The sequence below is a fragment of the Bacteroides sp. AM16-24 genome, assembly GCF_003471885.1.
Taxonomy (GTDB): Bacteria; Bacteroidota; Bacteroidia; order Bacteroidales; family Bacteroidaceae; genus Bacteroides.
This window is the reverse complement of record NZ_QRKI01000026.1, coordinates 13,504-35,677: the sequence shown is the minus strand read 5'-3', so window position 1 is coordinate 35,677 and position 22,174 is coordinate 13,504. Positions and strand designations below refer to the sequence as shown.

Annotated in this window: 9 protein-coding genes and 3 pseudogenes; 10 read left to right on the top strand and 2 right to left on the bottom strand. The window is 39.4% G+C overall.

Annotated features, from left to right (window positions below; translation table 11 throughout):
* Positions 1 to 45 precede the first annotated feature (45 nt).
* The 6 genes and pseudogenes from DW182_RS20780 to DW182_RS22615 form a co-directional block, all read left to right on the top strand.
* A pseudogene (locus DW182_RS20780) lies at positions 46 to 1,077 on the top strand (site-specific integrase); the annotation flags it as partial.
* Between the two features lie 1,086 nt (positions 1,078 to 2,163).
* Positions 2,164 to 5,073: pseudogene (locus DW182_RS20775) on the top strand (SusC/RagA family TonB-linked outer membrane protein); the annotation flags it as partial.
* A 10-nt stretch (positions 5,074 to 5,083) separates the two neighbouring features.
* Complete coding sequence (locus tag DW182_RS20770; RefSeq protein ID WP_117707525.1) at positions 5,084 to 6,607, top strand: RagB/SusD family nutrient uptake outer membrane protein; 1,524 nt, start codon at positions 5,084 to 5,086, stop codon at positions 6,605 to 6,607.
* A gap of 26 nt (positions 6,608 to 6,633) precedes the next feature.
* Positions 6,634 to 7,632 (top strand): hypothetical protein, encoded by a 999-nt coding sequence (locus DW182_RS20765; protein WP_147331413.1) that lies wholly within the window; start codon positions 6,634 to 6,636, stop codon positions 7,630 to 7,632.
* Between the two features lie 123 nt (positions 7,633 to 7,755).
* Positions 7,756 to 9,945, top strand: coding sequence for a M6 family metalloprotease domain-containing protein (locus DW182_RS20760; protein WP_158580824.1), 2,190 nt, complete (start codon positions 7,756 to 7,758; stop codon positions 9,943 to 9,945).
* A gap of 294 nt (positions 9,946 to 10,239) precedes the next feature.
* Positions 10,240 to 10,482 (top strand): hypothetical protein, encoded by a 243-nt coding sequence (locus DW182_RS22615; protein ID WP_229036271.1) that lies wholly within the window; start codon positions 10,240 to 10,242, stop codon positions 10,480 to 10,482.
* Positions 10,483 to 10,956: 474 nt separating this feature from the next.
* Here DW182_RS22615 and DW182_RS20745 read toward each other — a convergent pair whose 3' ends face one another.
* Positions 10,957 to 12,177: an ATP-binding protein gene (locus tag DW182_RS20745; protein ID WP_118296690.1), complete on the bottom strand. Its 1,221-nt coding sequence runs from the start codon at positions 12,175 to 12,177 to the stop codon at positions 10,957 to 10,959.
* Between the two features lie 636 nt (positions 12,178 to 12,813).
* On the opposite strand from DW182_RS20745, the pseudogene DW182_RS20740 reads away from it, so the two are divergent.
* The 4 genes and pseudogenes from DW182_RS20740 to DW182_RS20725 form a co-directional block, all read left to right on the top strand.
* Positions 12,814 to 15,780, top strand: a pseudogene (locus DW182_RS20740) (SusC/RagA family TonB-linked outer membrane protein); the annotation flags it as partial.
* Between the two features lie 29 nt (positions 15,781 to 15,809).
* Entirely contained in the window at positions 15,810 to 17,468 is a 1,659-nt protein-coding gene (locus DW182_RS20735; protein ID WP_118296688.1) for a RagB/SusD family nutrient uptake outer membrane protein, read from the top strand.
* A gap of 20 nt (positions 17,469 to 17,488) precedes the next feature.
* Positions 17,489 to 18,481, top strand: a complete 993-nt coding sequence (locus DW182_RS20730; protein WP_115501974.1) for a hypothetical protein — start codon at positions 17,489 to 17,491, stop codon at positions 18,479 to 18,481.
* Between the two features lie 138 nt (positions 18,482 to 18,619).
* Positions 18,620 to 20,335, top strand: a complete 1,716-nt coding sequence (locus DW182_RS20725) for a M64 family metallopeptidase (RefSeq protein ID WP_158580823.1) — start codon at positions 18,620 to 18,622, stop codon at positions 20,333 to 20,335.
* A 205-nt stretch (positions 20,336 to 20,540) separates the two neighbouring features.
* Here DW182_RS20725 and DW182_RS20720 read toward each other — a convergent pair whose 3' ends face one another.
* Positions 20,541 to 21,788 carry an ATP-binding protein gene (locus tag DW182_RS20720; protein ID WP_118296686.1) on the bottom strand — a complete coding sequence of 416 codons (1,248 nt, stop codon included), beginning with the start codon at positions 21,786 to 21,788 and terminating at the stop codon, positions 20,541 to 20,543.
* Positions 21,789 to 22,174: the final 386 nt, after the last annotated feature.

Sequence of the window (22,174 nt, the reverse complement as noted above, 5' to 3'; positions counted from 1 at the left end):
ACAAGAAGGGCGTTCTCTTTTTTGTGGAGACTATGAATTATTCAGGTTAAAAACCATCCTAATGCAGACGCTTTAAATCGATTAATTTATGAATTTGTCGCAACGATAGAAAAGCGTGAACTTGAACTCTGGCAACAGGGTAAAGCAATTAATTTGGATGTTCTAAAAGATGTACTTTCTGAAAAGCAAGAACAGGAAGATAAATCTTCGTTTATTCCCTTTTTCAAGCAAGAGGTAATGACTTCTGGCTTAAAAGAGAGTACTAAACGCAATCATTTGTCTACGCTTGCTCTTTTACAAGAATTTAAGAAAAATGTAACATTTTCAGATCTAACTTTTGAATTTGTATCCTCTTTCGAATACTTTCTGCAGTCAAAAGGATATCACACCAACACGATAGCCAAACACATGAAACACTTGAAACGCCATATTAATGTAGCCATTAATAAAGAATATATGGATATACAAAAATATGCCTTCAGAAAATATAAAATTAAAACTGTAGAAAACGGCCATACGCATTTGTCTCCGGAAGAATTGGAAAAGTTAGAGACCTTGCAATTGACAGGACGCTATACGAAATACCAGAAAACATTAGATGCATTTTTGTTCTGTTGCTATGCTGGTATGCGATATTCTGATTTTGTAAATATGAAGCCTGATAACATTGTAGAGATGCATCAGGAGACATGGTTGATATATAAATCTATTAAAACCGGTACTGAAGTTCGATTACCATTATATTTACTTTTTAGTGGAAAAGGAATTCTAATTTTGAATAAATATCAGGCAAACCTACAAGACTTTTTTCATTTAAGGGATAACTCAAATGTGAACAAAGAACTAATAATAATTGCCCGGTTAGCAGGACTGGCTAAAAAGGTGTCATTTCATACTGCTCGACATACCAATGCTACATTATTAATTTATAATGGTGTCAATATCACAACTGTGCAGAAGCTTTTGGGGCATAAGAGCGTGAAAACCACACAAATATACACGAATGTAATGGATGCGACAATAATAAGTGACTTGGAGAAAAATCATTCGTCGGTTCATCGCAAAAAAGGAAAGTAAATTCTATTAAAGTTTAAGGTGTAACCGCTTATCATGTAACTACTGGAATATTGGATAAATGGTTTACACCTTTCCTTGCAAATCTGTTTGCCAAGCATCTTATTTTTTTGTTCTATTTCTCTTATTTCCTCTGTTTCCTTTCTTAGTATTCTTTATATTTACATAATGCTATTACCGGGTAGCAGCATCTTATGTTAACATAATACCCCTTTTCTTATTCGTTTTATACAATGTACCTTACATCTATATTACTTTATTTCATGCAACTACAATTGTGGATCTGCTGCTTCACAATAATGAGGCAGTATATTCACGACTGTGGAGCACGTACTCCACATTGGTAGACAACAGTAAAACATTGTCTATTAGTAAAATAAGTATGTGCAGTTGTCCCGATGGATATAGGCAGTTGATATTTACACTCCCTGCTTAGAATAGACGTAAGTAGGCAAAAAATGGAATACTACATAATGGAAATTACTCTAATCCGAAACCTTTTAGTAGAAAAAAGCAGGGAAATGCGGAGATTATGAAATAATCATTTTTTGCATATATAATGATTAACGGCAAGGTAATCAGTGATATATGCATGTTTTGGAAAGGTGTAGGTAAATTTGCCTACACCTTTCTTGATCTGCTGCCACCACCGTTCTATATCTGATCAACAGGGAGATACAGAGGTTGGTGTAAGCGTGTAGGCAAAATTACACTATAAAATCTTATGTAATTGTGCCTCGACACTTTTGGAAAAGCTGTATATATCATGCAAAGCGTTTTTATTAATATGACAATTTCATGAGATCATAATTAATTGGTTTGTATTTGTTTACATAAGTTTATTGGATAAGCTGTATAGTCTCTATTCCGTAGCTCATTTATATTCTCGATTAAGCGTCAACGTACTGATAATGAGTAAATTCCCTGTTGAAAATGGAAGAATTATGGTAGATACAAATAAATATATTATGTTTTATATGACTGAAAATTAGTGTATTACAAATCTATTTCATTCATGTGCAAGTTCTTTGTTTATATTTATACACCTGTTTATCAGCGTTGTAAGCAAAACCAAGTCCTGCGAAAACGCTACAAATCTCATATATTGGTATGCAAACGCAGGAAGTGGCAATTAAGCCTGATCTGAAAGTTATTTTAAAGGCTGATAGTGAAATACTTGACGAAGTTGTTGTAGTGGCATACGGTACAGCCAAGAAATCCTCTTTTACAGGCTCTGCGTCTACAGTAAAGGCTGATAGATTAGAAAAACAACAGAACTCAAATGTGTCAAAGGCATTGGAAGGTGCCGTTGCCGGTGTGCAAATAACTTCTTCTACCGGACAGCCTGGTAGTGCGGCTACGATATCTGTTCGTGGTATTGGATCTATTAGTGCCGGTCGCAGCCCGTTGATTATCGTAGACGGTGTGCCTTATGAAGGCTCTTTAAATTCTATCAACAATGCGGATATTGAATCAATGACGGTGTTGAAAGATGCTGCTGCAAACTCTTTATATGGTGCTCGTGGTGCAAATGGAGTTGTCATGATCACTACCAAGAAAGGTACTAATGGTAAAACCGCGGTTAGCTTAGATGCAAAATGGGGGGCCAACTCTAGGGGAGTAAAAGCTTACAAAACAATACGTAATGCAGGCGAATATTATGAAATGTTCTGGGAAGCGCTGAAAAACGCAAATATGAACATCGGAGGAATGAGTAGTGCTGAAGCTGCTATCAATGCCTCACAAAACTTGGTTCCCACATTAGGAGGATACAATGCCTATAATGTAGACAATGCTTTGTTAATAGACCCGGTAAGCGGCTATTTAAACCCGAATGCGCAGTTGCTGTATAATGAAGACTGGCAGGAAGACCCATTCAAGAATGGTCTGCGCCAAGAGTATAACTTATCTATCAAAGGCGGTACGGAGAAAACATCTTTCTATGCATCGCTGAATTTCTTGGATGATAATTCTTACCTTCGTAACTCAAACTTTAAAAGATATACAGGACGTCTGAAATTAGACCATCAGGTAAATGACTGGCTGAAAACAGGCTTTAATATGGCGTATGCTCAAACCAATACAAACTCTCCGAATGTAGGTGGTTCCAACTATTCGTCTTTGTTCTACTTTGGACAAAATATAGCCCCAATTTATCCTATTTACAGATATGACAGAACAGGGCAACCGATTTTGGATGCAACAGGAGCTCCCGCTTATGACTATGGTGTGACAGAAGGACACGAACGTCCTTATGGTGCTAACGCTAATCCTTATGCACAATTGATGAATGATATCCGTGAATATACTTATGATATCGTATCCGCAAAGGCTTATGCCGAGGTTAAGTTCTTGAAAGATTTTAAGTTCACATTAAACTTGAGTGCTGATAATTTTGGATATACAGGAGTAGACTTCCAAACCCCGATCGGAGGAGATGCACTAAACGTAAATGGACGTAGCTACAGAACCACTCAACGCTACTTTGCACTCAACACAAACCAGTTGCTTACTTATGAAAAAACGATTGGCGACCATCGTTTTGATGTACTGTTGGGGCATGAAGTCAAAGCAGACAAAAAGACTTACCTGCAAGCTATGAAAGAGCAATTCCTGATTCCAGACAATCCGGAACTCTCCAATGGAGCCGCATTAAAAGACGCGACTTCTTATACCAGCGAATATCGTCTAGAGGGTTTCTTTAGCCGTATACAGTATGACTATAAAGACAGATATTATCTGACAGGGTCTTATCGTCGTGATGCATCTTCACGTTTCCATCCGGATAACCGCTGGGGTAATTTCTGGTCAGTAGGCGCTTCATGGCGTATCAGTGAAGAAAGTTTCCTCCGGGATGTCAAAGCTATAAACACCTTGAAGCTGAAAGCCAGTTACGGAACACAAGGTAATGATGCTTTGGGTAACGACACTCCTTACTTGGATCAATATACCGTAGTTCCGCAAGATGGTGCTATTGGTATTACTTACGACTGGCGCGGAAATAAAGATTTGACTTGGGAAAAGAGCAATAACTTCAATGCCGGTATTGAATTCGGCTTCTGGGATATTGTAAGCGGAAATGTGGAGTACTTCATAAAGGAAACTAAGGATCTGTTGTATTACAAGTCTATGCCTCCTTCTGCAGGTTTGCCTAATATTATTGCTGTGAACGACATGTCTATGAAGAATTCTGGTATTGAAGCAGAAGTGGAAGTTAAGATTATCAATACCAATAATATTAAATGGAATGTAAGTGCTAATATCACTAAATATAAGAATGAAGTGACTAAATTGGCGGAAGGCAAAGATCCGGATGGATATTATACCGGCAACTATTGGAGGAAAGTGGGTGGCAGCTTATATGATTGGTATACATATAAATATGCAGGCGTAGACCCGGCTAACGGTGACGCTTTGTATTATGTGGATGTAACGGATGAGGCCGGAAATACAACAATTGATACGACAAATGATCCCAATAAAGCTACTCGTTACCAGATAAACAAATCCGCAATACCTACATTGTATGGTGGTATCGCAACTACGGTAGAGGCTTACGGCTTCGACCTGAGTATTGCAACTGCATTCCAGGGTGGCGGCTATATTATGGACTCGGGATATATGGCGTTGATGGGTGGCGGTGATGCCGGTACAAACTGGTCACCGGATATCTTCAATCGTTGGACACCTGAAAATGCAAATTCAAACGTGCCTCGCGTACAGCAAGGTTATCAATATGCAAATCAGTCATCGGATCGTTTCCTGACGAAAAATGACTGTTTCAGCCTAAAGAATGTGACTCTAGGATATACATTGCCCAAAGCATTGCTTAATAAAGTCGGCATTCAGTCTTTACGTATCTACGCAAGCGGCGATAACTTGTATTTTACTTCTAAAAGACAAGGTCTTGACCCGAGACAATATATGGATGGTACTATGAATGCTGCTGCATATTCAGCCATCAGAACCATTTCTTTCGGACTTAATTTGAACTTTTAAATGAGAAACTATGAAATTATTAAAACTGACAACAATATCACTTCTTGCCGCATCCTTGACTTTTAGCTCTTGCGGTGAAGATTTTATCACAGTGGAACCTACGGTAGTAGCTACCGGTGACCAGATTGATGACTTGGCACAGAAAAACCCCGACAAGCTGATGATTATAGTAAACCCTTTGCTTGCCGGTGTGTATAACTATCTGAATCAGTATAATACGCAGGGTTCCAGCCGTACTGTACACAACGATTTCGGTTGGATGAGTGTCATGCACGTAGGTGACGTGATGACAAATGATCTGGCTTTCCATGTACAGGGATCCGGTTGGTTCACCTATGATTACATGTTCGATTACCGTTCGGAACAGTACGTCCGCCCATATTGGTATTGGAACTTTTTCTATTCCATCATCAATAAATGCAATGACATCATCAGTAAAATACCAGAAGGGGTAGATAATACTGAAGTAAAAGCAGCAAAGGGACAGGCTTTGGCTTTGAGAGGTATTTCTTATTACTACCTTATTAATATGTTCCAGCAACCTTACTCGCAATTGAGTGATCCTGCAACAGCACCTGGTGTACCTCTGATTTATACGACTGCCGAGGGTGAGTCCCGCTTGAATCGTGTTCCGGTGGCAGAGGTATATGCACAATCAGAAAAAGACCTTACAGATGCTATTGGCTTGCTGGACGGATTCCAACGAACTTCTAAAACGGCTATCAATAAGGAAGTGGCTCAATTACTCCTTTCACGCGTATATCTGGCTATGGAACGCTGGAACGATGCTGCAACAATGGCTCATGAGGCACGCATCAACTCTAATGCACAATTAATGAGTAGCATTGAAGTAGCCAGAGACGGATTTAACGATATAAATAACAAAGAATGGATGTGGGGGGCAGATATTACGGCGGAAACGACAACCATGTTTGCTTCATTCTTCTCATTCATGTGTACGTTTGATGCCGGTTATGGTGGAAGCGTAGGGCAGTACAGAAAAATAGATGCAAGATTATATGAAAGCTTTACTCCTACCGATGCACGATTGGCGCAATTTAAGAGCCCGGATGCTGTAGTTAATCCTGAAAGTACTGATATTACGATAAAATGCCCTGCATATACCAACTTCAAATTCAAGAAGGTTACAGGATGGGAAGCGGACTATGTATTCATGAGACTTTCAGAAGCCTACCTGACTGAAGCGGAGGCACTGGCTCATCAGAATAAGAATGGGGAAGCTGCTGCAGTATTGAAAGAATTGATGGTAAACCGTGACCCTAGTTGGTCTAAATCTTCTGTTACAGTAGATGACGTTTATACTCAACGTCGTTTGGAATTATGGGGTGAAGGCTTCTCATTCTTTGATCATCTTCGCTTGAAGAAAGACATTGTCCGTAATTATGAGGGAAGTAACCACTGGGTAGGCGGAAGAAAGAATGTCTCGGCTGGTGACTGGTTGTTGATTTATCAGATACCAAGAACGGAGCTTCAAGAAAACGATATGATAACAGAAGAAGACCAAAATCCATAATTACATAATTTTAATATATAACAGTTATGAAGAAATATATGTCTAAATATTTATTCTTATTGGTGGCGGCAATTTTATTTTTTGCTTGCGAGGACGAGAATACTCCTTCTTTGTCCCACCGGGAATATGATTCAACTAAAGCACCGGTAGTATCTCTCAGCAATATTTCCACTAAATATGGTTCGGAAATATATGCTGCAATGAAAACAGATAATGCTCAAGGACTGGACATTCTGCAACAAGGCATTTTGTTGAGCGACGATCAAAGTAAATTGAATATAACGCAGGCTACGCGCGTGGTTGCAGCGTCCAATGAGGCAGAGTTGCAGCAACTTACTTTTTCTGGATTGAAAGCGGAGACCACTTACTATCTCCGTAGTTATAGTATGAATAAGGAAGCGGTAGGTTACGGTGAGATACAACAAGTCACTACCGGCAAGGCTTGGGAACGCAGTTTTACTTTCAAGGAAGACTTTACGACCACTTCATGTGTTCAAACTCTTGCAACTTTTCAGTTTGGCACGATGCTGGATAGGGGATGGACTCCGGTCAAAACAGCTGGTAACTTTTATGATCCGGCTACGGATGCCAATCCTTTTGGAGATGCAGCTTATGTATTTTGTTCCGAGAGTTATACTATCTTTGATAAAACCGGCGATGTAACCGATGCCGATAACTTGTTGGAATTTGTAGCTGACTTTACCGATGGAATGAAACCGCAAGTAGCAGTGAAAGCTGCTTCATTTGGAGCCCCCCCTATTAACAACGCCGAATATTGGGATTCTTACCAAGTGATCGCTTCTTTAGAGCCTATCACAACAGTGGAGGAGGCAAATGCGGCCGATGTCATTGCCGAAGTTGCTGTTTCCGAAGCAACCACTTGCCAGAAAGTAACTTTCGATTTAGACGATAAGTATGCCGGAAAAGTTGTTTATATTGGCATCCGGCATAAATATAGCGCTGAGGGATATACTTTGCTCATCCATTACGTGGATGCAACAGCTCTATTTGAACCTATTGCGTAACGCCCATAAAGCAAAGATATGAAGAAATGAGGCAGGCAGTATTTGCCTGCCTCATTTTGTATTTTTACTCTAAATTCAGAAATAATGAGAAACATATATTGTTCATATAGAAAAAATGTATGCGTGACGCTACTTTTTCTTTTCATTTTTTTGCAGGCAGGATATGCCAATATAGCCGACCCAACCCCGGCAACGGTGACACAGCCTGATGGTACGCAACTGACAATCCGGTTGCATGGAGATGAATTTTATCATTTCAACACAACTTTAGATGGGTATACGATTCTGAAGAATCCGAATAACTTCTACGTATATGCTGAAAGAAGAGACGGTCGCCTTGTTCCGGGCAAAGTAATTGCTAATAATAAAGCCATGCGTCAGGAAGCTGAAAATAGATATCTGGAAGGAATAGAGAAGTATATGACAGCACCCAAGGAACGCGTTGTCACGAGGACAAATGCGAAACAGTATGTACGTCAAGGTTTACTATCCAAGATTAGCAGTTCCGGATTCAGGGGGATTATCATTCTGGCACAATTCTCAGATAGAAGCTTCTCTATAACAGACTATCCGGTAGAAATTAGGAAAATGATAAATGACACAGAGTATACCGGCAATGGGGCGACTGGAAGCGTGCGTGATTATTTTTACGATTCATCTATGGGAGGATTCGAGCCTCAGTTTGATATTGTTGGTCCTGTGACGCTTGATTACAAGCAAACAGATGCGGATGGGGCGAATAATGGACAGGCACTTGTCAAGGATGCCTGTCTGAAGGCTGACCAGTTTGTTAACTTCGCTGATTATGATTTAGATGGAGACAATTCAGTGGATATGATTTATGTGATATTTGCCGGTGCAGCTTCCAGTTATGCGGGTAATAATGAAAAGTATCTATGGCCGCATGCTTACGCTCTGAATAGCATGGCAGTAAGGCTGGATGGGGTATATTGTAACCGTTATGCCTGCTCTACCGAACTGACCGGAGGGGAAATGAATTCGGAAATGGATGGAATCGGTACGGTTTGTCATGAATTCAGTCATGTATTGGGACTTCCGGATTTTTACGATACTGATTATGAAAAAAGCGGGGGAGTAGCTCCACATCCGGGTGACTGGTCGCTAATGGCAAGCGGCAGTTATCTGAATAATTCGAAGACGCCTCCTTCTTATTCTGCATATGAACGGTATATGGTAGGATGGGGTACTTCTGAAAAGATTGAAGGTCCCGGAAATTATGAATTACCGGCTTTGAATATATCCAATAAATCCTATTTCTTTCCGGCGCAATCTTCCGGTGAGTACTTTTATCTTGAAAACAGGCAGCAGACAAAGTGGGATGCTTATCTTCCGGGACACGGAATGCTGGTATACAGAGTGGATCTGACAAATGAGTCTGTTTGGAACATGAATACCGTTAATAATAACCCGGATCACATGTATTATGAATTATTATGTGCGGACAATAATGCACCGGCAACTGCCGGAAATGCATTTCCGGGGTCTCTTAATGTCAAAGAGCTGACAGACGAAACAATGCCTTCATTACGTTCTTGGACAGGAATCCCGACAGAAAAGGAGATCACCGGGATAAAAGAAGACAATGGAATCATTTCTTTTACCATACAGCCCCCCTTAAATGTTTCTTATGTAGAGGATTTTGAGAATATTCAAAAAGAAACATGGACCTCGGAGACAATGGATGGCACTATCGGGAAGTGGATTTTTAGCAATGCGCGTACTTATGCAACTTCCGAAGTCGGTGTGGGGAATGGAAGTAGAGTCGCAAGTGTTAAAAATGGAAAGATAGAGATGGAAACTGACATAACCGGTAGCGTAAAATCTGTCAGTATTCTCGCATGTAAATCCGGAGCTTTTGGAATGAAGAATGTTCGAATAGAAGTTTCTGAAGACAAGGGTGCGTCATGGAAAGTATATGGCGAAAATATACTTCTTTCAAGTAATGTTATGGAAACTTATACGAACCGGATTACGATGCAGGGCTGTTTGCGTTTCCGTATTGTCGGTGTTGCTTCTGCTGAAGCCTATATTGATGATTTCCAAATAAAATGTGATTTGCCGGATGCCATTGAGGATATTCAAAACATCGGAAGTTCTTTGAAAGTTTATCGCTTTGGACAAGATGTTATTGTGCATACCTCTACTGAAGGTAAGCCAATAGAAATATATTCGGTAACTGGGATGAAAATAGCTTGGCAAGAATCTGTCAGTGGAAAATGTATATTCAGATTACCAGAAAAAGGTATGTATATCATTAGGCAGGCAGGAGAAAGTCTGAAAATCTTGTATTAACACAAACTTAGAAACTGTTTCTCTGTATTTTTCATTTCTACTTTTTTCACCTTTGCATCTAATAAACAACAAGCTAGTGATTTGTATCATTCGTTGAAATACTATTAAGCCACTAATCCCTGATTGTAACTATATACTTTATTATATCCAAGTCTTGGTACAATAAAGTATATAGTTGTGTACTCGTATTATGGAAGACCTGGACGAGGCTATTACTTTGTTGACTGGTGCTTTTGCACGTGCTAATAAAGCTGAAATATCAGTGGAAATGGTTGTGCCCGTACCAATTTGCTGATGGGTAAATGGGCTGCTGCGGCTTCTGATGCTGCAAAAGCTTATAACTCTTCTGCTCCTTATTCTGTTACGGAAGTTAGTCAACCGACTTTCTACAATGCTACGAACAATGCATGGATTTTTGGGATCGTAGTGACTACGGAAGACTATCTGGTAAAGATCGATATTGTAAACTACTGCTGTCCGATAAAATATATACTTTCACCCATGGTTATTGAAGCTTGTGTGATAACAACAAAATAATTAGAAAGGGCTGAATCCTGCAGATGGAATCAGTCCTAATTTTATAACTTAATTAAAAAGGCTTATCGGACAGAAGTAATAAAAAATTAATAATCAGATAAAAAACATTCATTTCTTTTTTGGCGGTAATAGGATATTTGCTTCCGATTACTACTCAATACATTCCAAATACTAAGCGGGCGTATTTATTTGACAACATTCAGGAAGGTATCATCTGTATAGTAAATAACCAGAAAACAGAAGGAAAAGTGAATATTCATTTATTAGGTAGCGTACTACATTATCTGAATAAAAAACAAAGGGTCAAATGGAAAGTGCTTTTAAAATCTCATAAAATAAAGTGGAAAGACGAACAGCTGTTAGCTGTTATTCTCATTTTTTTAATTGACCTATTTAGAAGGTGCACTTAACGGCTCACCTTCTTTTCTGAAACAAGGAATATTCTTTTATTTTCTGAATATCCTTTTCAAGAAATCATAATCTTTCCTTATCTTCCGCCAATAGGAAATTTCGCAGCGAAATTTGCTTGATTCCTTGATAATTTCCTCCGCTCTGCATTTCATCCATAGTGACTACATATTTAGGATAATTGTCCGGAATTTCCAAGAGATTACCAAACTCCCGCTGAACGGCTGCTTCATCGAGGAGCATATATGCCACTTGAATATAAATTTTATGATCTCTTTGGGAAGCTATAAAATCAATTTCCTTATTTCCATTCTTTCCGACATATACTTCATAGCCATACCTTAATAAATCTATGCATACCACGTTCTCTATCAATTTATTGATGTCTCTCCGAAAATCGTGATGACGTATAGCATTGTGCAGTCCCAAGTCTTCAAAATAATATTTTTCTCCAATTTCAAAGATTTTCATGCCTTGAGTTTCCGCCCGTTGTATCTTGTAAACAAAAAAACTATTGCATAATGCCTTCAGGTAGTTCAGGATTGTTTGTGTAGGTATGTTTACTTGCTGGGACTTCAGATATTTACTGATATTTTGAGCGGAAAAAAGAGAGCCGGTATTATCAACTAAGTAGCCTACCAGATTCTCTAAAAACGATACGTTCCTAATCGATTCACGAGCAACCACATCTTTCAATAGAATAGTAGAGTAAACATTCCTCAAATATTCAAATATAACATTTATATCCATCGCTAAATTATGGATATAAGGCATTCCTCCAAACATAAGATATAATCTTAAACTTTCTGGAGAATCTTGCAGTTGGTTGAATCTCAAAAATTCTTCGTAACTGAGTGAATGAACCGGAAACTCAATATATCTTCCAGCCAGATGAGTCGCAAGTTCACCGGAAAGCATTTTGGCATTGCTCTCCGTACAGTAGATGTCGCATATATTTTCATTTAATAGACTCCGCAAACAGAGTTGGAATTCCTCTATCTCTTGTACTTCATCGACAAAAAGGTAATTATAGTTATGACCTGCCGCCTTTTTCAGAACATATTGATAAAGGTCCATATAGTTCTTCATATCCGCAAAAGCCAATAATTCTTTGTCTATAAAAATAATATTAGCTTCCGGTGTCTTTTCTTTTATGATATCCGATATTTGCAAAAGAATGTAACTTTTGCAAATTCTACGTTGATCGGTTATCACTTTTATTAAGTCCTTGCCAATAAATGGTTCTATCTTATTGGTACATAAAGGACGGGATATGTAACTTTTCATATTCAATCATAATTGAATCTTTTAGTGTATTTGTTAAGTTTGTACATTATAACTTTATGTGGATAGCATTAACTGTTACAATGTGATTCAAGTTTTTTGTTCTATTTTTCTTTTTCACTTTTCTCATTGGGGATATTACACAATGAGCATAGAGAAGAATTTTTATTGAACAGCTGCAGGTCGATAATAAGTATAGGAATAATATTCTATTTATCGCTTTTACCTATGCTATCATCAAAAACGTGCACATATAGATATATTAACATTATATTTAGCTATACAAACCATTCCTGAAGTGAATTTTCCGAACAAAAACATTCATATATTATTAATATAGTGAGTTTGCGGAATTTCAGTTGAAAAAATTATCATTAATTACATTTCTCAATTGAATTAAACACATAGTACCTGTTTTGTAGTTCATCAATGCTATTCACAGATAAATAATACACTGATAATAAAACGATTAAATAGTCAGCGCAGTATATTTGTGGTAGGTGTAAATGCGTTTTTCTGTTTTTTAGCTGCTTATATATCAATATATTATAAATTGTTGATACTAAAATTGAAGTTCTAATCACACGCGCAAACATCTGTTTATCAGATATGTAGTATGCGCATAGTTCTGCGAAAACGCTTCAGATTACGTATATTGGCATGCAAGCACAAGAGGTAGCGATTAAGCCCAATGTAAAAGTAATAATGAAGTCCGATTCTGAGATGCTCGATGAAGTAATGGTAGTAGCTTATGGTACAGCAAAGAAATCAGCTTTTACAGGTTCTGCATCGACCATTAAAGCTGAAAAAATTGCAGAGAGGACAGTCTCCAATGTAACAAATGCAATGGCTGGTCAAGTGGCAGGTGTACAGATTACCCAGAATAACGGTCAACCGGGTAGCTCGGCCAGTATCCGTATTCGTGGTATTGGATCTATGTCTGCCAGCAATGCTCCTCTATATGTTGTAGATGGTGTGCCTTATGATGGTGAAATTTCAGCCATTAATCCACAGGATATTGAGTCCATGACAGTATTGAAAGATGCTGCAGCCAATGCTATTTATGGCGCACGCGGTGCTAATGGGGTGGTACTGATTACTACCAAAAGGGGATCTACCGGCGTAGCACAGATCACTGTAGATGCCAAATGGGGAGCCAACAAGCGTGGCGTACCTAATTATGATGTGATGACTGACCCTGCAATGTATTATGAGACTGCTTATCGTGCCATGTACAACTCTAAGATTTATAATGGCTCTTCTGCTGCTGAGGCTTACGCTTTTGCAGATAAAACATTTCTGGATGCTAATAACGGTGGTTTAGGTTATCTGGTCTATACTGTTCCTGAAGGTCAGAAATTGATTGGCAGCAACTTCAAGTTAAACCCTAATGCCACTTTGGGCTATTCAGACGGAACTTATTATTACAGACCGGATGACTGGTATGATGAGATTTTTGGTGGAGGTAACCTGCGTCAAGAATACAACGTGACAATTTCCGGCGCTTCTGATAAGTTGAACTATTATGTATCAGCAGGCTATTTGGACGACAACGGTATTATAGCTAATTCGGGTTTCCAACGTTTTGCCGGTCGTGCCAAAACTGACTACCAAGCTAACAAATGGTTGAAAGTCGGTACCAATATCGCTTATACCTATTATAATATTAAGTCTCCGTCGGGACAAAAAGATTGGGGTTCTACCGGCAACTTGTTCTACATATCCAACTTGATTGCCCCCATCTATCCAATGTATGTCCGTAATGCAGATGGATCTGTCATGAAAGACAACAGGGGAATGACTGTTTATGACTTTGGCTCAGGCTCTACCAATTTCAATCGCCCTACTTTAATGGGTAATCCGGCAGGTACATTGAATTTGGATGACCAGAATACCTACAGTGATATGTTGAGTTCCAAATGGTATGCTACCATTACTCCGATAGAAGGATTGAACATCACCGCTACTTTAGGCGCCAATGTATTGAATCAACGCGAAAACACGCTGAATAATCCCTTCTATGGAGGTGCTGTTTCTGCAGGAGGTTCCGTGTCTGTTATCCATCAACGCATTTTCGATATTAACCAGCAGTATATGGCAACTTACAAGAAAACATTCAATCAGTTGCATAACATGGACTTGCTGGCAGGTTTTGAGTCTTATTCCCATAAAATTCAATACTTAGGAGGTTCCAACTCCAAACTTTACAATCCTACGATTGGTGAACTTAACAATGCTATCAACACTCCTCCGAGTGTAAGTTCTTATACGCATGAGTATGCCACACTCGGCTATCTGGCACGTGCCCAATATGATTATGACGGAAAGTACTTTGTATCTGCTTCCTATCGTCGTGATGCTTCTTCACGTTTCCATCCGGATAATCGTTGGGGTAACTTTGGCAGTATAGGTCTGGCTTGGTTGATGACCAAAGAAGATTTCATGAGCGGTATTGACTGGATTGATATGCTGAAGGTGAAAGCGAGCTACGGTGTACAAGGTAACGATAATTTAGGAACCAGCAGTTATTATTACTATGCATACGCAGACCAGTTTAGTGTAACAAACAGCAATGGAGACTATGCAGTGTCTTTTGCATTCAAAGGAAACAAGGATATCACATGGGAGACTTCACATGCATTCAATGCCGGTTTTGACTTTGAACTGTTCGGCAGCCGCTTCAATGGTACAGTAGAGTATTTTAACCGTAAAACATCCGACTTGCTCTACAATCAGCCTGTACCCATTTCTTATGGTTATTCTTCTATTCCCAAAAATGTAGGTTCTATTGTAAACCAAGGTATCGAACTGGATTTCAATGGCGTTTTGTTCGAGAACAATGACATTGAGTGGACAGCCAACTTCAATCTGACTCATTACAAGAACAAAATTACCGACCTTGACGAAACTGTACGTGAAGAAGGCATCAAATATTCAAATGCCATCTACCGTGTAGGCGGTTCTCTCTATAACTCTTATTTACCGGTATATGCAGGTGTCGACAAAGAAAGTGGTATGGCACAGTATTATGTAGATCCCGACAACGGTGATTATACACTTACTACCAATTATGAAAAGGCGCAGCAGTCTGACTTGGGCAGTACACTTGCAAAGGTGTATGGTGGTCTCGGTACACAACTGAATGCATATGGTTTCGATTTGGGCATACAGCTTTCCTATCAATTGGGTGGTAAAGTATATGACGGTACTTACGAGGCTTTGATGCAGACCGGCGACTTGATGGGACAGAACTTCCACAAAGATGTGTTGAAGGCCTGGACTCCCGAAAATGCAAACAGTGATATTCCCCGTATGTCTGTATCCGACGTTTCAAGCCAACGTATATCTTCCCGCTTCTTGGTAAGTTCTGATTACTTGAGTATCAATAATGTTACATTGGGATATACGCTGCCAAAGCGTTGGACTCAAAAGTTGGGCGTATCAAGCCTCCGTCTTTATGTGACAGGAGACAATCTGGCTGTCATATCCTGCCGCAAAGGTTTCGACCCTCGTCAGTTCATCGGTCTTGGTAGTTCTACCGGTAGTGGTAACTTCACTTACTCGGCTTTACGTACTATCACCGGTGGTATTACTTTGAAATTCTAATAATTTGATTCCTATATAAAAAGAAAGATATGAAACTATATAATAAAATATTATCAGCACTAGCCATGGGAAGCATGGTGCTGGCTTCATGCACTGACTTGGACACTTTTCCCCAAAGCGGTAGCTTTACCGAGGAACAAAAACAGGATGTGGTAAGCATGTTGCCTGAACGCTTAGCGGCAGATATCGTAGGTATGTATTCCAATAACCTTCAGCAGTTTACCGTATTCGGCAGTAAATCAGGACGTGGCGATGACTTCGGTTATCCTGCCGTGTGCCTCTCCAATGATTTAAATGGCCCTGATATGGTAGCACCCAATAACGGTTACAACTGGTTCAGCACTTGCAGTGAATACTCCGACCGTAGCGACACGTATGCCAACCCCTATATGCGTTGGGCTTTGTTTTATAATCAAATCAAGATGGCAAATGATATTTTGAACTCTATTCCCGATGGCACGACAGACCCCACGCTACTTTCTTATCGTGGTCAAGCCAAGGCAATACGTGCTTTTGACTATCTGAACGTGGCTCCGTACTTCCAGTTTAAATATAAAGGTAATGAGGAGAAACCTTGCATTCCTTTGGTTACGGAAGAAATGGCTGCCGACCCCAACAACCCGCGTGCTACAGTGCAGGCTGTTTATGATTTGATTATTAGAGACTTGACGGATGCAATCAATGATCTGGAAGGCTATGCACGTAAGGATAAGAGTGAAATAGACCAGAAGATTGCCTATGGTCTGCGTGCCCGCGCCAACCTTTACATGGAAAACTGGCAGGCTGCTGCCGATGATGCGGCCAAAGCTATGGCAGGATATACTCCCTATCAGAGAGCAGAACTGACAAAACCAATGTTTGTTTCTTCCGATGAAAGTGGCTGGATGTGGGCTTTGGAAATTACTGAAGCAGACTATAATGCAGATAACAGTCTTATTTCCTGGCCAGGAGTTATCGGTTCATTCTGCGAAGGCTCTTACTCTGCCGGTGTAGGTATGTATAAAAGTATCAATGTATTATTGTTCAATCTGATTTCTGACACTGATGTACGTAAGGGCTGGTGGGTTGATGAGAACTTGCATTCTGACAACCTGAAGGGACAAAGCTGGCGTGGTCTTGCAAGCGGTGATGATATTGCAACTCTGACAGTTGCAAACCAAGGTAAAGCAGCTTTCCTGCCTTATACCAATGTTAAGTTTGGTATGTATGGTGGATTGGGTACTAATGCTGCTGCTAACGACTGGCCATTAATGCGTGTAGAAGAAATGATTCTGATTCAGGCAGAAGCTACTGCCATGGGAGGAAATCCGAGTGATGGCAAACAGATACTGGAAAGCTTTGTCAAGACCTATCGTGACGAGCAATATTCTTGCAAAGCCAGTGATGCCGCAGGTGTCCAAAATGCGGTATGGCTTCAACGTCGTATCGAATTGTGGGGTGAAGGTTTCTCCATGGCAGACGTTATGCGTCTGGGCAGAAATGTGGTACGTGTGAAAAATGGCGTAGCAACCAACTTCCCCGATGCTTATGCCTTCAACGTTGCTGCCGACAACGGCTGGTTGCTGATGCGTATTCCGCAAGACGAGACAAATGCCAATACCGGTATTCCTCCAGCAGCGAACAATTCCGATGGTACAATGCCTAAATCAGGTGAAGGAATTGGACTTACTGACGGTGTAATAAATTAACTATTTAATAAAATGGATATATGAAAACAATAAATAATTTTTTTCTTTTAGTACTGGCCGGAGGACTATTGACTTTTTCGGCTTGTTCTGATGATATTGAGAGAGAGCCTTCTCCTATAGTTCCGGAAGGCTGTCAAGGGGCTGCATTCTCTACCATAAATGAATATGACTATGAACTGGAACCAGAAGCAGCAATGGAGATAACATTGGTTGTAACCCGTGAGAAATCAGAAGGTGCTGCAACTGTGGGAGTGGAAGTATTGAACAATACAGAAAATATCTTTGAAGTACCCGCTACAGTATCTTTTGCAGATGGAGAAACAGAAGCTCCATTGACTTTGAAGTTTCCGAATGCAGAAGTTGGAATATCCTACAACTATAGTCTGAAGTTTGCAGAAGGCGACTACAATCCATATTCGGACAAAACTACTTATGCTTCAGGTAACATAATCCGTATCAAATGGAATCCGTTGGAAACAGTTATCTACACAGACGGTATGATTTCCACTGTTTATGGTGTTGACTATCCGATGTCATGGTATGTAAACGCAGAATATGCCTCGTTCACTGACGGTAGCCTGCGTGTACGCATCAAGAATCCATATTGTGTGGCAGAGAATATTGATGATAATGGTATCTATGACGGATACCCTTATTTGGACGAGGACAATATTATTAACTCGAATGTCAAGATGCAGATTGATATTGATGGTGAAGAAGCTATCATACCTGCACTTAAATTTGGCGCATTCTTAAATAGTGGGGACGGACAATTAATTGGCGGTTCAGCATTTGGCGTGTTCCAAGGCGGCAAAGATAAATATCCGTTGGGTGAAGTTGCTTATGATAAAGAAGGAAACCTTGTTTCTATCATATTTGGTCCCAACTCTCTATTTGCATCTGTAGAAAGTTTGTGGGCAGAAGGAAAAGCAGGTATTGCCGCAAATCCAACCACTTTGTTCTTCTCTTTGGAAAGCTGGAAAAAATATCAGGAGGATTCTGCTGAAAAATAACAGACAACATGTCAATGGATTGACATTATAATATTGAAAGAGTTGTATCAACATAATCGTGGAATATTATGTTTGGTGCGGCTCTTTCTGCTTATATTTGCTTCCAGATTAATATTTAAATTATAATACATGAGGAATATGAAAACAAAACTGTACTTTCTGTTACTGTGTGTCTTCGTGCTAGCAGCTTGTTCTAAGGATGATGAAGAGATACCGTCCATCCAGTTCAATTCTGATATAGAGAATCTTATTTTAGGAGCCGAGAAAGACTCCAGACTTACACTCAACTTTTCCAGTACCCATTCCTGGCAAGCAAATACTGATGCCGTTTGGATTACAATTTCTCCTGCACAAGGAAATACCGGTAATTCTTCTCTTGCTATTTTTGCCAAAGAAGAAAACCGTACAGGCGAAATACGCGAAGCAACCGTTACTTTATCTGCTGACGGTGTTCCAATCAAGGAATTGAAAATCAGTCAACAAAAAAAGGATGTACTTGAAGTGAAGCAGGCTACTTATAATGTGCCTGCAGAAGGAATGAGCATACAAATAGAGTTTGCCACAAATTTGCAAGAAGGTATTTCCAAAATACGATATTCACAAGATGTACAAGACTGGTTAATATTCAATGATAATGTAAGCACAAAAATCTTGCTGGATAAAACTCTAAATGTCAAAGTATTACCGAATCCTTCCCGTGCAGAGCGTACAGCTACATTTCAAATAGTGATAGAAGATGCTGCCGGTAAACAACTAATAGAATCCGGTACAATCTCTATTATACAGAAAGGAGCAGGAGTAGGCACTTCCACTGACCTTGAAACAGATGATGGCAAAGTGGTAAAGTTACAGACACACTCTAAAGGAAACGGAATCCCGGTGGTATTTATGGGAGACGGATTCTTGGATGCCGATATTCAAAGTGGTTTTTACCGGAAAGTAATGGAGAAAGGTATGGAATATTTCTTCTCTGAAGAACCGGTAAAGTCTCTGCGTGAGTATTTCGATGTATGGATGGTGACTGCCGTATCGCTGAACGATGCTTTCGGTGAAGGCTATTCTACAAAATTCAGTTGCTGGCTGGAAGGTGGAAAAAGTACGCTTATCAAAGGAGATGAAAAAATAGTACAGTACTATACACAAGCAGTGGATGAAATCAGAACCAATGCGGAAATGTTTTACGAGACAATGTCTATAGTCATATTAAATACGGAAACATACGCTGGCACTACCTACTTTGGCTATGGTACGGAAGATGATGGTGTGGTAGAATATGCTATCGGCTATTGTCCCATTATAGGTGGTATGGAGAGCGAGGCTTTCCGCCAAGTGCTGTGTCATGAGTGCATAGGACACGGATTTGCTAAATTATTGGATGAATATTCTTATCAGTCAATGGGACAGATTCCTGCAAAGGAGATAGAAAGCAATCAGATATTGCAAACATTTGGCTGGGCTATGAATGTCGATTTCACCGGAGATAAGAGCCAAGTGATATGGAAACACTTTTTGGAAGATGAGCGTTATGCAGGTACCGATGCTTTAGGAGAGACTCTAAGTACCTATGAAGGAGCTTGTACTTATTGGAGTGGTGCTTGGCGTCCTACCAATGAAAGCATGATGCGAAACAATATACACGGTTTTAATGCCCCCTCACGCGAAGCTATCTACAAACGCATTATGAGGACAGCTTATGGTACTCCGTGGCAATATAATTATGAAGAGTTTGTGAAATTTGACCGTATGCATTTGCCACAACCGACTAGAGTCACCACTAGAAATGTGGAACAAATCGGGAAAGGCAGACACTTTGCCCCGCCTCAGTTCGTAAAACGTACTTTGGTAAATAGATAAAATATTTTCGAATAGAAGGAGTAGATAGAGCTAATGTGTGACAAGTACTTTATTATATGAGTGTTCTCCAAAGTTTTATGTAAATGAGAGATACAGGATTCTTTTGAGAGTTCCGTATTTCTCATTTTACACATATTATAGGCACTACCCTTTTATCGTATTTTCCAATATTCAACCTTTGATAAACAAAGGGATACGCCCTATACTAAAGACGTAACCATTTCCATGCCGGCAGAATATGTATCATTTTATCTCCGTACTTCAACTCTTCTTCATGGGTATTGGTGATTATTGTTCCTTCCAAAAGCTGGTATGTATCCATAGCATCCTGAATGCCGCGGATTTCCCTCTCACGGGTATCGGAACTACCCAATAAGTAACAAGCCTGAATTGCCTGCACGACACGAAAACCATCACGAACTACAAAATCGCACTCGGCATTCCCTGAATTATGATAAAAAATTTCTCCACCTCGGCGACGTAATTCTATGTAAACCATATTTTCCAACAAGCGCCCTTCTTCACCTGAAAAATGGAAGCCCAAACGGGATACTAAAGCATTATCTATTGCATAAACTTTTTTGGGATTACGGAGCTGGGCCTTAACAGAATAATCAAGTTTAGATAAAGAGAAGAGCAAATATGTATTTTCAATATACTCCAAATAGTTCTTTACTGTCGTGGGATTTTTCACTCCGATCACTTTTGCCAATGAAGTATAAGTTAAAGGTTTCCCGATATTACTGACGGTGTAATAGACCAACTCTTTTACTTCACGCTCATTTACAATCTGGTTGCGAACCATAACGTCCTTATACAGAATGTTATCATACAATGTTTTCAGAACAATACCATCTTCAGACCTTAAATAAATAGGAAATCCACCCTGTTTTAAATAATCGTTAAAAGCCGATTGTATTTCTCCACGCGCAATTGTTCCGGATATATCTCCCAATAAATGTTGCTGTTCACGAAAATCTAAAAATTCAGAAAATGAAAAAGGGTAAAGTTCGATCGCAATATAACATCCGGTTAAGTAGGTTCCCAGCTCTTTACTTAGCATACGGGCATTAGAACCGGTTATAAAAACCTTTTTTCCTGAATTATACAATCGCTTAGCAAAATGCTCCCACCCTGCAATATTCTGTATTTCATCAAAATAGAAATAGTTTTGTTCTCCATATAGTTCTATGAACACTTCATATAACTGCTGAAAGTTCTCTACGGTAAAGTTACCCAAACGGTCATCATCAAAATTGAAAAAATAATCTTTTTGGGGAAGTCTGTCACGTATCTGTTGCAGCAACACGGATTTACCGCAACGGCGAACCCCTGAAATAATAATGATTTCTTCATTATTCAGATATTTTTCAGGAAAACTGCGGATTATTGTTTTCTTGCTTGGCAAGAAAGACTTTTGGTCAATTATGATATCCTTTAAAAGTTGTTTCATAAACTTAGTGATTTATAGTACAAAGATAATATTTTCTATTAAGAATGGAAATAAGCACAATTTTATTTCCATTCTTAATAGAGATAAATCATATTTTTCTCTATTGCAAATAGAATAAATGAAAAGATGATCATCATGTGACTTTTGGAGAGCTATGCAATACATTGCCCAGAGGGAAATGCCGATTAAGTTCCTGTTTGCATAGCAAGTTATATAAATGTATCTGACCGTTATAGTGTGGCTCTGACAATTTTGTTCTATTTTTCTTTTTCACTTTTCTCATTAGGTCTATTATACAATGAGCATAGAGAAGAATTTATATTGAACAGCTGCAGGTCGATAATAAGTATAGGAATAATATTCTATTTATCGCTTTTACCTATGCT

Coding starts and splice junctions, on each gene's coding strand:
- DW182_RS20770 (WP_117707525.1), top strand. CDS start 5,084: ATGAAATTATTAAAACTGACAACAATATCACTTCTTGCCGCATCCTTG.
- DW182_RS20765 (WP_147331413.1), top strand. CDS start 6,634: ATGAAGAAATATATGTCTAAATATTTATTCTTATTGGTGGCGGCAATT.
- DW182_RS22615 (WP_229036271.1), top strand. CDS start 10,240: ATGGGTAAATGGGCTGCTGCGGCTTCTGATGCTGCAAAAGCTTATAAC.
- DW182_RS20745 (WP_118296690.1), bottom strand. CDS start 12,177: ATGAAAAGTTACATATCCCGTCCTTTATGTACCAATAAGATAGAACCA.
- DW182_RS20735 (WP_118296688.1), top strand. CDS start 15,810: ATGAAACTATATAATAAAATATTATCAGCACTAGCCATGGGAAGCATG.
- DW182_RS20730 (WP_115501974.1), top strand. CDS start 17,489: ATGAAAACAATAAATAATTTTTTTCTTTTAGTACTGGCCGGAGGACTA.
- DW182_RS20725 (WP_158580823.1), top strand. CDS start 18,620: ATGAAAACAAAACTGTACTTTCTGTTACTGTGTGTCTTCGTGCTAGCA.
- DW182_RS20720 (WP_118296686.1), bottom strand. CDS start 21,788: ATGAAACAACTTTTAAAGGATATCATAATTGACCAAAAGTCTTTCTTG.